The following is a 12,521-nucleotide window of genomic DNA, read 5'->3' as shown; positions in this document are numbered from 1 at the left end:
GTCTGAGCGCCGCGGGGCACTACGTTGGCCCGCATGAGGAAACGCATCGGACTGTGGGGGTTCATCGTCGCCGGACTCGCCATCGCCGTGTGGGGAACGCTCTCGTGGGCCAGTCCGTCGACCTCGTGCCGTGGGGTGGAGATGAACCCGGGCGACGTGTGCGAGTACTCGAGCCTGACCAACGTGCACGGCGGGAAGGTGCAGCGCTACGAGGACAGGATCGACATCGCCCGCGAGCAGGCACCCTTCGCTGTCGCCGCCGGGGTGGGGCTGATGGCGTTCGGACTGGTGATCGTCGCCCAGGGCCGCCGTGGGAAGGTGCCTACGGCGTCAGAGGCATAGGCCCGTAGACGAGCCGGTCCTCCTCGAAGAGGCTCACCTCCGCCACGCCCCTGTTGAGCAGATCGGTGTAGAACAGGCCGAGCCATTCCTCCGCCGAGCCCTGATCGTCAAAGTCGTGGATGAGGTCGGCCGATTCCAGCTCCTGCACGGAGAAGGACCCGGTCTGTGGAATCCAGCGGTAGCTCATCAGATCGGATCCCCGCGCTTGATCCGCGGACCCGGCTGACGGAAGCGGCGGATCATGATCGAGCGGCTGAACATGTACATCGGGAGGCCCTTGAGCGAGGCCTTCGGGTAGCGCTGCTGCAGCACCTTCTTCAGCCCCCGCCACATGATGACGGCCTGGATCACGCCGACGGCGATCAGGACCCAGACGCTCAGCACGATGTAGCTGGAGAGCGCGACGTTCGACATGGTGGCCATGGAGGCCGCCATCACGAGGATCATGGCGGGGAAGAGGAACTCGTTGACGGTCCAGCGGGTGTCGACATAGTCGCGGGTGAGCTGACGCTCGGGGGAGTTCTCCACCTTGTCCATGGCCTCGAGGCGCTGCTGCTGGCGGGCCTTCGAGGCCGCCTTACGCTGCTGCTTCGGGGTGAGCGTGGGGTGGAGGCGCTCCATCCGGTCGGCCTCCGCCTGTCGGCGCGACCTCGTCGGCCCGGCCTTGCGGGCCACCTGGATCTTGCCGGATCCGGTCGTCTCGGAGGTCGTCTCGACGGCGACCTCGGGCTGGCTCGCCTTCGCCTCCCGCGCGGCCTCCTTCTCGGCGGCCTTCTGGCCCTTGGGGGTCAGGGTGGCGATCTGATCGCTGGAGGCGCCGGCCTCCTTGCGCTCATACGGACGGAAAAGTCCCACGGTGCACGGTTCCTTACGAGTTCGGGTGGTTCCCAGACATCCTACCCTGTGGGTGCCCGAGGCGATTCAGGGATCGTTCGGGGGAGGTAAAGACCCCGGTTCGCCCACGTGGGCGCTAACGTTGATGCCGACACCGCACGTTCCTGGAAGGACACCTCAGTGGCAAGCATCTTTGAACGCATCGCTCTGGTCTTCCGATCGAAGGCGAACAAGGCCCTCGACAAGTATGAAGATCCCCGAGAGACGCTCGACTACTCGTACCAGAAGCAGCTCGAACTGCTGCAGAACGTGAGGCGTGGCGTCGCAGACGTCGCCACCAGCCGTAAGCGGGTGGAACTGCAGGCTAGCAAGCTCAACTCCGAGGTTGAGCGGCTGCAGAACGCGGCGCAGCGCGCCCTCGAGTCCAACCGCGAGGACCTCGCCCGCGAGGCCCTGACCCGCAAGTCCGGCCTCCAGGGTCAGCTCGACGACCTGCAGACGCAGCACGCCGCCCTGCAGGCGGAGGAGGAGAAGCTGGTTCGCGCCAGCTCCCGCCTCCAGGCGAAGGTCGACGCCTTCCGCACCCGCAAGGAGACCATCAAGGCCAGCTACTCGGCCGCCGAGGCGCAGACCCGGATCAACGAGGCCTTCACCGGCATCTCCGAGGAGATGAGCGACGTCGGCCTCGCGATTCAGCGCGCAGAGGACAAGACCCTGCAGCTGCAGGCCCGCGCCTCCGCCGTCGACGAGCTGCTCGCCTCCGGCGCGCTCGACGACCCGACCGGCACCGTGAAGGACGACATCACGCGCGAGCTCGACGCCCTCGCCTCCGACAGCTCCGTGGAGAACGAGCTGGCGGCGATGAAGGCTCAGCTCACCGGTGGCTCCGCAGCCGCCCGCCCCGAGCTCCGGGCCGGTTCCACCGCCCCGGCGCAGCCGGCACAGCCGGTGCAGACCGCCCAACAGGTGACTGACCAGGCGGACACCGCCGACGAGTGGCCGCAGGAGAACAAGTCATGATCGTGCGCATCATGGGCCAGGGCCAGTGGGTCCTGGAACCTGAGCACCTGATCGAGCTGAACGAGCTCGACCGGGCGCTTGAGGAACGCGTCGCCGCCGGCGATGAGCCCGGCATGATCGAGGCCCTCACCGCGCTCGGTGACGGCGTCCGACGACTCGGCGTCGAGGTCCCCGAGGACATGCTCGCGGAGTCAGACCTCGTGCTTCCCGACGTCGACGTGTCGCTTGAGGAGGTCCGTGAACTGCTCAAATCGACGAGCGAGTACTACGGGCTGATTCCCGACGCCGACGGAGAGCTCACCGAGGGCGACGAGGAGTCCGCCAGCCTGTGAGAGTGGTTGTCGCCTCGGACGCGGTCGCAGGGCTCACCCCCGCCGCCGCGTCCGAGCAGATCGCGCGCGCCTTCGCGGAGCGCGGTGTCGCTGTCGCCGTGGTGCCACTTGCCGCCACGGGGCAGGGCCTCCGCGAGGGCGTCGCCGCCTGTTGTCCTTCAGCGGTCTTCGCCGCCCCCACCACCACCGCGGAACTGGCCGAAGCCCTCGCCGCTGGAGCCGACCAACTGGTCGTGGATCTTTCCGGGCTGAGCGTCGACGACCTCGGCCGCTCGCTCTTCGACGCGGACCCCGCCGACTCGCTCGCTCAGCTGCGCCGCTCCTGGGCCGGACGCGAGCTGACCGCACTCGTCCCTGAGGAGGAGGTCGAGCGCCCGCTCACCGGCCTCTCGGGTCACGCCTCGACCGCGCTGCGCGCCGAGGGAGCCGACCTGAACGCGATCCTGCTCGCCGACGCGGAGGCCGAGCGCTGGGCCGCCGAACTCGGCGTCGAGCCCTCGCAGGGCTCCGGTGCCGCGAGGGGGCTCGGCCTGATCCTCGCGGCGATCGGCGGACAGGTCACCGACCCCCTGACCTTCCTCGCCGCCCGCTTCGACCTCGCCGCGACCATGGCTCGCGCCGACCTGGTGGTCACCGGCGCGGAGTCACTGGACTTCCACGCCCTCGGAGGGCCGGTCGTCAAGCGGGTCGCGCAGTTGGCAGCCGCCGCGCTCAGGCCCGTGATCGCCGTCGTCGGACGCAACTTCGTGTCGTCGCGTGAGCTGCGGCTCGGCGGCTTCGAGACGGCCTACCCGCTCGTCCCCGCCGCGAGCACTCAAAACGCGACGCCGGAGCGCCTCGCGGAGGTCGCGGAGCAGGTCGCCTCGACCTGGCAGTGGTGAGGTTCGCTCTCAGCCGACGTCCCGGCTGGGGAAACGCCCGAGGTCGGCGTAGACTCGTCGAAGATTTCTCAGAACCCGCGAATTACGGAGCACACAGTGACCGATACCCAGACCACTCCCGGCGTGCAGCTCTCTGACGTCGCCGTCGAGAAGGTGCGTTCCCTCCTGGAGGCCGAGGGTCGCGACGACCTCTCGCTCCGCATCGCCGTGCAGCCCGGTGGCTGCTCCGGCCTGCGCTACCAGCTCTACTTCGACGACCGCTCGCTCGACGGCGACGTCGTCACCGACTACAACGGCGTCAGTGTCGTCACGGACAAGATGAGCGCTCCCTACCTCGGAGGGGCCTCCATCGACTTCATGGACTCGATCGAGAAGCAGGGCTTCACCATCGACAACCCGAACGCGCAGGGCTCCTGCGCGTGTGGAGATTCCTTCCACTGAGGCGAAGCCGCCGAATCATACGCCACCCCGGTCGGAGACAGTCCGCCGGGGTGGTCTTTTTACGTTAAGGTGGCGGGAGCAGTGCTGCCCGCACGATTCCGCGCGAATCTGCGGGCGATGAATCGTCCTATCTGGAAGGGCTTGTAGTGAGTCGCAATCCTGCGCCACCACGTCGGCGTAAGACCCGGGCCGGTCTGCTCGTCGCTGCCCCGTTGATGCTCGTCTTCCTGACGGCATGCTCGGAGCAGTGGTCACGACTCGGACTCCCCGTCGCCGCAAGTGAAGAGGCTCCCAACGTCGGCAATCTCTGGATCGGCGCATGGGTCGCCTGCTTTGTCGTCGGCGCGCTGGTCTGGGGTCTGATCGGCTGGGCCGTGATCCGTTACCGCCGCAAGGACGGCGACGCCCCGGCACCGCGCCAGACCACCTACCACCTGCCGCTCGAGCTGCTCTACACGCTGGTGCCGTTCCTGATCATCGGCGTGCTGTTCTTCTACACGGTCAAGGCGCAGGACGCCATGATCGAGCAGACCGAGGAGCCTGAGGTCACGATCAACGTGATCGGACAGAAGTGGTCCTGGACGTTCAACTACATGGAGGCCGACAACCCGGCCATCGGCACCGACGCGCACACCGTCGGCACCGTCGAGGCGCTGCCCGACCTCTACCTGCCCGTGAACAAGACGGTCCGGTTCAACCTCGAATCGGCAGATGTCATCCACTCGTTCTGGGTCCCGTCGTTCTACTTCAAGCGCGACGTGATCCCCGGCCACCCCAATTCGTTCGACGTGACCCCGAACCGCATCGGCACCTACGACGGTAAGTGCGCCGAGCTCTGCGGTGAGAAGCACGCCGCCATGCTCTTCAAGCTCCACGTCGTCTCCGAGGAGGAGTACGCGGAGAAGGTGAAGGAGATCGCCGCCAACGGTGGCGAGGGCGAGCTCGAACTGGCCGAAGCCATGCAGGCGGTCCTCCCGACCGCAGCCCCGGAGGAGCACAAGTGATGAGCAGCGCAACGATCGCGGGTCGCACGACCCAGGTGTCCGAGTCGACGGCCACCTCCGTCCATGTCGGACCCGGCGCGAAGGCCATGAAGTACCTGACCACCACCGATCACAAGGTGATCGGCAACATGTACTTCGTCACGGCGTTCGTCTTCTTCGGCATCGGCGGCCTGCTCGCGCTCGGCATCCGTGCCGAGCTGGCTAGCCCCGGCATGCAGTTCATGAACTTCGAGACGTTCAACCAGTTCTTCACCATGCACGGCACGATCATGCTGCTGATGTTCGCGACGCCGATGTTCTCGGGCTTCGCCAACGCGATCCTTCCGCTGCAGCTCGGCGCCCCTGACGTGGCGTTCCCGCGGCTCAACGCCTTCTCCTACTGGCTGTACCTGTTCGGCTCCGTGATGGCCTGCGCGGGCTTCGCCAGCCCGAACGGTGCCGCGAGCTTCGGCTGGTTCGCCTACGCGCCCCTGTCTAACTCGATCCACTCCCCGGGCGTCGGCCACGACCTGTGGATCATGGGCCTGTACCTGCTCGGCCTCTCGTCGATCCTCGGCGCGGTGAACTTCACCACGACCATCATCACGATGCGTGCTCCCGGCCTGACCATGTTCCGGATGCCGATCTTCTCCTGGAACATCCTCGTCGCCTCGCTGATGATCCTGATCTGCTTCCCCGTGCTCGCCGCCGGCCTGCTCGTGCTCGAGGCAGACCGCGTGCTCGGCAGCCACGTGCTGGATCCCGCCTCGGGTGGCGCCATCCTCTGGCAGCACCTGTTCTGGTTCTTCGGCCACCCTGAGGTCTACGTCATCGCCCTGCCGTTCTTCGGCATCATCACCGAGGTACTGAGCGCGTTCAGCCGCAAGCCGGTGTTCGGCTACTACGGCCTCGTCTTCGCCACCCTCGCCATCGGCGCCCTCTCCATCTCGGTGTGGGCACACCACATGTTCGTCACCGGAGCGGTGAACCTGCCGTTCTTCTCCTTCATGTCGTTCATGATCGCCGTGCCGACGGGTGTGAAGTTCTTCAACTGGATCGGCACGATCTGGCGAGGTTCGTTGACGCTGAACACGTCGATGACGTTCGCCATCGGCTTCCTCACCACGTTCCTGTTCGGTGGCCTCACCGGCATCATCCTCGCCTCCCCGGCGCTGGACTTCCCGGTCTCCGACACCTACTTCGTGGTGGCGCACTTCCACTACGTGCTGTTCGGCACCGTCGTGTTCGCGATGTTCGCGGGCTTCTACTACTGGTGGCCGAAGTTCACCGGCAAGATGCTGAACGAGACGTGGGGCAAGGTGCACTTCTGGACGATCTTCGTCGGGTTCCACACCACCTTTCTGGTGCAGCACTGGCTCGGCGTCGCGGGCATGCAGCGCCGCATCGCCGACTACGGCGAGTGGGAGGGGTTCACGCTGCTGAACCAGGTCTCCACCTTCGGTGCGTTCCTGCTCGGCGTCAGCATGATCCCCTTCCTGTGGAACGTGTGGATCACCCGCAAGTCGCCGAAGGTCACCGTCAACGACCCGTGGGGTTGGGGACGTTCGCTCGAGTGGGCGACCTCCTGCCCGCCGCCGCGGCACAACTTCGACTCGCTCCCGCGGGTCCGTTCCAACAGCCCGGCGCTCGACCAGGCGCGACCCGAGCTGGCAAACCTCGATCATGACGTGGACCCGGGCGAACTGCTCAACCGCGATCCCGACGCTCAGGAAGGAGCCACCAAGTGAAGGCCGAGAAGTGGGTTTTCGGGTTCATCTTCATCTTCTTCCTGATCGTCACCCCGGTCTACTACTTCATGTCCAAGGAGATCGCCGGCACCTTCGTGCTCGGGTTCACCGGTCTCCTCGGCGGCATGATCGCCGGCTACCTCGCGCTCACGGCGCGTAGCTTCGATCCCCGCCCGGAGGACCGGCGCGATGCCGAGGTCGTGGAGGCAGCGGGCACGGTCGGCTTCTTCGCCCCGAAGAGCATGTGGCCCTTCTGGACCGCGCTGACCCTCACCGTGATCTTCCTCGGCCCCGCTCTGCATCAGGCCTGGATCTCGCTGGTCGGCATCGGCATCGGGATCTGGTCCTGCTCCGGCTGGGTCCTCGAGTTCTACCGAGGCGACTACAAGCACTGAGCCAGCAAGACGAGAAGAAGCCCACCCCGCTCCGGGGTGGGCTTCCTCGTCGAGGCCGGTGGGTCAGCTCGCCTTGCTGAACGCCTGCTTCAGCGCCATGACCGAGTTGGTCTGCATCAGGCCGCGGCGGTAGATCCGCTCCCCGAACCAGATGGCGACGGCCATGAACGCGATCGACACGGCCAGCGCGAGCAGCGCCTCGGGCCAGCCTGCCTCGCCGCTCAGCAGTCGGCCAGGCATCATGACCGTCGAGGCGATCGGGACGTAGGACAGGATCTCGGCGACGGTGCCACGGGCGAGCAGGCCTGCGACGTAGACCATCGAGACGATCATGGTCAGCGGGATGGTGGTCTGGCTGAGGTCCTGCACTCGCGTGGCCATCGCACCCGCACCCGCCCACAGGCAGGCGAGGGAGGCGAAGCCGACCAGGAAGAACAGGATGAACCAGCCCGCCACCGGGGCGATCAGGGCGATCAGCTCCCGGTAGTCGCTGAACGACAGCGCGACGAGCGCCGCGCACACGATCAGGACGACCTGGCCGAGCGCCATCAGGGTGTTGCCGACCACCTTGCCGACCAGCAGCGAACGGATCGGCACGGCGGCCGCGAGGATCTCGACGATGCGGGACTCCTTCTCGGTGACCACGCTCTGGGCGATCTGCATGCCGTAGGTCACGGCCGCCACCATGAACAGGATCGAGAAGGCGAAGGTGGCCACGAACACCGCCATGGCGCCGGACTCATCACCGTCGAGCGGTGCAACGGTCACGGTGGTGTCCCGCAGGATCGACGCCGCATCCACACCGGCCTGCGTGGCGTTGCGCTCGATCTGGAAGGTGCGCACCGCCTCGTCGAGGTCGGGCGTGTCCATCATGTCCTTGACCGCGACCTTCCAGCCTTCACCCTCCGTATACGTGAGGGAGGCCTCGGCGTCGCCGTCGCGGACCGACTGCTCGAGCTGGTCGGATGCCACCTCGACGGCCTCGACGTTTCCGCCGCCTGCCTTCGCCTGCGCGATCACGGCAGCCCCCTGATCGGAGTCGACGGCGATCCGGGTCGGGTCACCTCCGCCGCTGTTGACAGCCGTGGAGATGAGAAACGCGATCGCCACGAGCGCGATCGTGGAGAGGGTGCCGACCCAGAAGGCCTTGCTCTGCAGCTGGGACATGATCTCGCGCTTTGCGACGATCAGCCATGCGGCGCGGGGCGCCCGCCTCGTCGTGGATGAGCCGGTGGCAGTCATCGGGTGACCTCCCTGTAGTAGTCGCTGAGCGGCCGCACGATGGGGCCGAAGGAGTGGACGGGACCGCGGCCGAGGGCCTCGGCCAGCGCGGACTGGGCGGCGGTGTCGTCGTCGAAGGTGACGACGGCCTCGGGGCCGTCGAGGTCGACGACGCCGACCCCGGGACGGCCACGGAGCCAGCCGAGGTCGCCGCCTGCGACGATCCGGTGCTGGGTCTCGCCGACGTTGCGGAGCTCCTCGACGGTGCCCGCGGCAACGACGTGCCCCTTGCTCAGGATGACGATCTGGTCGCAGAGCCGCTCGACGAGGTCGAGCTGATGGGAGGAGAACAGAACGGGCACGCCTGCCTTGGTGAACTCGGTCAGCAGCGTGAACATCTCGTCCACCGCCTCGGGGTCGAGCCCGCTGAACGGTTCGTCCAGGATGAGCGCCTTCGGTTCGCCGATCACCGCCCCGGCGATCTGCACCCGCTGCTGGTTGCCGAGGGAGAGCTTCTCGAGCTTGTCCTTCGTGCGGTCGCCAAGGTTGAAGCGGGTGAGCAGCTCACGGGCGACGAGCTTCGCGTCGCGGGCGTCCATGCCGTGCAGCTCACCGAGGAAGGCGAGCTGGGGCAGGATCGGCTGCTTCGGGTAGAGGCCGCGCTCCTCGGGCATGTAGCCGAACTCGGCGCGGTCCTGCCTGGTCAGCGGCTGCCCGTTCCAGCGGACCTCACCGGAGGTGGGGGCGAGGACGCCCATGATGATGCGCATGGTCGTCGTCTTGCCCGCGCCGTTGCCCCCGACGAAGCCGGTGAAGCCGCCGTCAGGGACGGTGAAGGAGACGTTGTCGAGGGCGGTCAGGTCGCCGAATCTTCGGGTGACGGAATCGATGTCCAACATGACATCCAGCCTGCCGGAACCGGTGGGGGAGCGGCATCGGTCGTGCGGGGCATCTTCGCCCCGCCGCCTCATCCGATCGGATGAGGCTCAGTCTCGTCCGCCGACCAGCCCGTGCTCGTAGGCGTAGATGACGGCCTGCACGCGGTCGCGCACGCACAGCTTGCCCAGGGTCGCGGAGACGTGGGTCTTGACGGTGGCCTCGCTGACGAAGAGGCGGGCCGCGATCTCGGCGTTGCTGAGGCCGGCGGCCATCTCGCGGAGCACCTCCAGTTCCCGCTCGGTGAGCCGGTGCGCCGCCTCCGGTACGCCCGCAGGTCGGCGCCCGCGGACCGCCTGTGCGATCACCCGACGGGTCACCTCCGGTGCGAGCAGGGCACCTCCTTCGGCGACGGTGCGGATGGCCTCGAGCAGTCGCTCGGGCTCGGAGTTCTTGAGCAGGAACCCTGCCGCTCCTGCGTCCAGGGCCTCGAACAGATAGTCGTCCCGGTCGAAGGTGGTCAGGATGATCACCTTCGTGGCCCCGACCTCCCGGATCCGCCGTGTCGCCTCGAGCCCTCCCATGCGCGGCATCTCGATGTCCATCAACATGATGTCGGGACGCGCGGTCGCCGCGAGCCGGATCGCCTCCTCGCCGTCGCCCGCCTCGCCGACCAGCTCGATGTCGTCCTCGATGCCGAGCATCAGGGAGAAGGCCCTCCGGACGAGGGACTGGTCGTCGACAAGGCCGACACGGATCATGAGGCTGCCTTTCGGGGGAGGGTGACCCGGACGCGGTACCCGCGGGTGGATCTGGGCCCGATGTCTGCGGTGCCGCCGAGCGCTGCGACCCGTTCCCGGATGCCGACGTGGCCGAGGCCGCTTCCGGTGGTGTGGGGCACGGTGTGGCCGTTGTCCGTGATCTCCAGCTCGATCTCGTCCCCGAGCCGGGCGACCATGCGGGCCTCGGTCGCGGTCGAGTGGCGTCGCACGTTCGTCAGCGCCTCCTGCGCGATGCGGAGCAGGTTGCTCGCCTGCATGGGGCTCATCGCCTCGGCGAGCCGGGGATTGCCGACCAGTTCGTAGCTGACGCGCAGCCCGTTGCCGCTCGCCTCCTCCGCGAGGGCCGCGAGCGCCTCGACGGAGCGCGACCCGCTCTCGTCCTCGGAGACGTCGCGCAGCGAGCCGAGCATGCCGCGCAGCTCGGTCACTGCCTCGCGGGACATGTCCTCGACCTCCTGCATCGCCTGCGCGGCGAGCTCGGGCCGGGTGGCCATGGCGCGGCGGGCGGCCGCCGTCTGGACGCCGATCAGGGAGATGTGGTGGGCGACCGAGTCGTGCAGGTCGCGCGCGATGCGCAACCGCTCGGCGACGACCGCCTGCCCGGCTAGCCGCTCGCCCTGCTGCTGCACGACGCTCTGGCTCTCGGCGAGCGCGTCCCTGGCCTTCGCCTGCAGCCAGGCCTGCTGACCGAGCCAGATCGCGACCCCGAAGTAGGCGAAGTTCATCACGACCGTGCCGACGTAGTACCACAACGTCGGCTGGAACTCATCGGGCTGGACCGCGCGGGCGTAGCTGTCGGCGACGACGAGCCACACCGCCATCGACAGCAGCACCGCGAACATCGCGAGCATCAGGTTCTGCCTGCGCCTCGCGTAGGCCATCGCCGTGTAGATGCCAAGGAAGTAGAGGATCTGCATGCTCGCCATGGACACTGTCACGGGAAGCAGCACGCCCACGACGATGAAGTGCGCACCGCTCGCGAGCAGCAGGACCGAGATCGGGAAGGCACGCCGAAAGGTGATGAGCAGCCCGGCGACGATGATCGCGGCGAAGCAACCCGTCAGCGGCAGGTGGTCGACGAGATCGGGGTTGACGTCGCGGATGTACATCACCACCGACATGGAGATCCCCGTCAGGAGGGCGGCGATGATCCAGTCGGTGCGCCACGGCGCGACTGGCCTCGGACGCACATAGTCGTCGTTCAGGCCGAAGAAGTCGGCTACCCGCTCGAACATGGCCACACCCTATGGGTCACCAGCTCCGGTCGAGCGGGCGGCCCTCCTCGTAGCCGGAGCCGGACTGCACGCCGATCACGGCGCGCTCGGCGAACTCGCTGAGGCTGCGGGCGCCGGCGTAGGTGCACGACGAACGCACGCCGGAGGTGATCCAGTCGATCAGGTCCTCCACGCCGGGACGGCGCGGGTCGAGGTACATCCGGGAGCTGGAGATGCCTTCCTCGAACATCGCCGCGCGGGCGCGCTCGAAGGCGGACTGTTCGCGGGTGCGCTGGCGGACGGCGCGGGCGGAGGCCATGCCGAAGGACTCCTTGTAGGAGCGTCCCTGCGCGTCGACGAGCTGTTCGCCGGTCGACTCGTGGGTTCCGGCGAACCAGGAGCCGATCATGACCGAGCCCGCTCCTGCCGCCAGGGCGAGGGCGACGTCGCGGGGATGCCGCACGCCACCGTCTGCCCACGTCGACTTGCCGCGCTGGCCTGCCGCCTCTGCGCATTCGAGGACGGCGGAGAACTGGGGCCGGCCGACGCCGGTCTGCATCCGGGTGGTGCACATGGCACCGGGGCCGACCCCGACCTTCAGGATGTCGGCGCCCGCGTCGATCAGATCGTTGACGCCGCCCGCGGTGACGACGTTTCCTGCGACGAGCAGGATGGTGCGGCCGGTCTCCGAGGCGAAGGCGTCGCGCACCTCGCGGGCCAGGCCGAGCGCGGAGATCATCTTCTCCTGGTGACCGTGTGCGGTGTCCATCACGATCACGTCGGCGCGACCCTCGAGCGCCGCGCGGACCTTCGCTGGCACGTCGCCGTTGATCCCCACGGCGACGCCTGCGCGGAGCCGTCCCTCATGGTCGAGGGCCGGGGCGTAGATCGCGCTGCGCAGGGCCCCCTTGGGGGTCATCACCCCGACGAGGCGACCTTCGGGGGCCACGGCGACCGCGACCTTCTGGTGCTGCTCGGACAGCAGCTCGAACACGCTCGCGGGAGTGGTCTCGGCAGGGACCCGGGTGACATCGGTGGTCATCACGTCCTTTGCCTGCGCGAAGCGGTCGGCGCCCGTGGCGTCGTTCGGTGTGACGAGGCCGAGCACCCTGCGGTCGGCGTCGATCACGACGGCGACGCCGTGGGCGCGCTTGGCGATCAGGGAGAGCGTCTCGCCGACCGTGGTGTCGGGGGAGACGGTGACCGCGGTGTCGAACACGGGGCTCGCGTCCTTGACCTTGCGGATCGAGGCGGCCACCACATCGGCCGGGATGTCCTGCGGGAAGATGGCCAGCCCACCTCGACGGGCCATCGTCTCGGCCATCCGGCGGCCGGAGACGGCGGTCATGTTGGCGGCCACGAGCGGCGTCGGCGTGGCGAGGCCGTCGGTGGAGGTGAGGTCGACGTCCAGGCGGGAGCTGACACTCGATCGGCTCGGCGCCATGAAGACAT

The 12,521-nt window shown here is 68.0% G+C and carries 15 protein-coding genes; 8 read left to right on the top strand and 7 right to left on the bottom strand.

All coding sequences use genetic code 11. The annotated features are described in order from the left end of the window. Positions 1-33: 33 nt before the first annotated feature. Positions 34-342: a hypothetical protein gene (locus tag BW733_RS02450; protein ID WP_077347598.1), complete on the top strand. Its 309-nt coding sequence runs from the start codon at positions 34-36 to the stop codon at positions 340-342. Here BW733_RS02450 and BW733_RS02445 read toward each other — a convergent pair. Then, positions 323-529, bottom strand: coding sequence for a hypothetical protein (locus BW733_RS02445; protein ID WP_077347596.1), 207 nt, complete (start codon positions 527-529; stop codon positions 323-325). The genes BW733_RS02450 and BW733_RS02445 overlap by 20 nt on opposite strands. Further along, the gene (locus tag BW733_RS02440) at positions 529-1,197 is read right to left on the bottom strand and encodes a DUF3043 domain-containing protein (protein ID WP_077347594.1); all 669 of its coding nucleotides are present in this window, start codon (positions 1,195-1,197) and stop codon (positions 529-531) included. Before BW733_RS02440 ends, BW733_RS02445 begins: the two co-directional genes overlap by 1 nt. 159 nt (positions 1,198-1,356) lie before the next feature. Here BW733_RS02440 and BW733_RS02435 point away from each other — a divergent pair, with 159 nt between their 5' ends. The 7 genes from BW733_RS02435 to ctaF all read left to right on the top strand — a co-directional run bounded on the left by BW733_RS02435 (position 1,357) and on the right by ctaF (position 6,976). Then, positions 1,357-2,196: a PspA/IM30 family protein gene (locus BW733_RS02435; protein WP_077347592.1), complete on the top strand. Its 840-nt coding sequence runs from the start codon at positions 1,357-1,359 to the stop codon at positions 2,194-2,196. Next, a complete protein-coding gene (pspAA, locus tag BW733_RS02430) occupies positions 2,193-2,528 on the top strand; it encodes a PspA-associated protein PspAA (protein ID WP_077347590.1) in 336 nt (111 codons plus the stop codon). The genes BW733_RS02435 and pspAA overlap by 4 nt, the downstream gene beginning before the upstream one ends. After that, positions 2,525-3,409: a glycerate kinase gene (locus BW733_RS02425; protein ID WP_161490107.1), complete on the top strand. Its 885-nt coding sequence runs from the start codon at positions 2,525-2,527 to the stop codon at positions 3,407-3,409. Before pspAA ends, BW733_RS02425 begins: the two co-directional genes overlap by 4 nt. Positions 3,410-3,505: 96 nt before the next feature. Further along, entirely contained in the window at positions 3,506-3,850 is a 345-nt protein-coding gene (locus tag BW733_RS02420) for a HesB/IscA family protein (protein ID WP_152024530.1), read from the top strand. A 146-nt stretch (positions 3,851-3,996) separates the two neighbouring features. Further along, positions 3,997-4,854: an aa3-type cytochrome oxidase subunit II gene (gene ctaC / locus BW733_RS02415; RefSeq protein WP_237268276.1), complete on the top strand. Its 858-nt coding sequence runs from the start codon at positions 3,997-3,999 to the stop codon at positions 4,852-4,854. Continuing rightward, positions 4,854-6,581 carry an aa3-type cytochrome oxidase subunit I gene (ctaD, locus tag BW733_RS02410; RefSeq protein WP_077347582.1) on the top strand — a complete coding sequence of 576 codons (1,728 nt, stop codon included), beginning with the start codon at positions 4,854-4,856 and terminating at the stop codon, positions 6,579-6,581. Before ctaC ends, ctaD begins: the two co-directional genes overlap by 1 nt. Then, entirely contained in the window at positions 6,578-6,976 is a 399-nt protein-coding gene (gene ctaF / locus BW733_RS02405; protein WP_077347580.1) for an aa3-type cytochrome oxidase subunit IV, read from the top strand. Before ctaD ends, ctaF begins: the two co-directional genes overlap by 4 nt. A gap of 63 nt (positions 6,977-7,039) precedes the next feature. On the opposite strand, the gene BW733_RS02400 is transcribed toward ctaF, so the two are convergent. From BW733_RS02400 to BW733_RS02380, 5 genes are all read right to left on the bottom strand, one after another. Beyond that, positions 7,040-8,218, bottom strand: a complete 1,179-nt coding sequence (locus BW733_RS02400) for an ABC transporter permease (RefSeq protein WP_077347578.1) — start codon at positions 8,216-8,218, stop codon at positions 7,040-7,042. Then, entirely contained in the window at positions 8,215-9,096 is an 882-nt protein-coding gene (locus BW733_RS02395; protein WP_077347576.1) for an ABC transporter ATP-binding protein, read from the bottom strand. The genes BW733_RS02400 and BW733_RS02395 overlap by 4 nt, the downstream gene beginning before the upstream one ends. Before the next feature lie 87 nt (positions 9,097-9,183). Further along, positions 9,184-9,834 carry a response regulator gene (locus BW733_RS02390; protein ID WP_077347574.1) on the bottom strand — a complete coding sequence of 217 codons (651 nt, stop codon included), beginning with the start codon at positions 9,832-9,834 and terminating at the stop codon, positions 9,184-9,186. Further along, positions 9,831-11,090 (bottom strand): sensor histidine kinase, encoded by a 1,260-nt coding sequence (locus BW733_RS02385; RefSeq protein WP_077347572.1) that lies wholly within the window; start codon positions 11,088-11,090, stop codon positions 9,831-9,833. Before BW733_RS02385 ends, BW733_RS02390 begins: the two co-directional genes overlap by 4 nt. A gap of 16 nt (positions 11,091-11,106) precedes the next feature. Next, on the bottom strand, positions 11,107-12,513 hold the full coding sequence (locus BW733_RS02380; RefSeq protein ID WP_237268361.1) for a GuaB1 family IMP dehydrogenase-related protein: 1,407 nt from the start codon (positions 12,511-12,513) through the stop codon (positions 11,107-11,109). Positions 12,514-12,521 lie beyond the last annotated feature (8 nt).

Source organism: Tessaracoccus flavescens, assembly GCF_001998865.1.
Taxonomy (GTDB): Bacteria; Actinomycetota; Actinomycetes; order Propionibacteriales; family Propionibacteriaceae; genus Arachnia; species Arachnia flavescens.
Note: the sequence above shows the minus strand (reverse complement) of the source record. Positions and strands in the feature narration are given on the sequence as shown.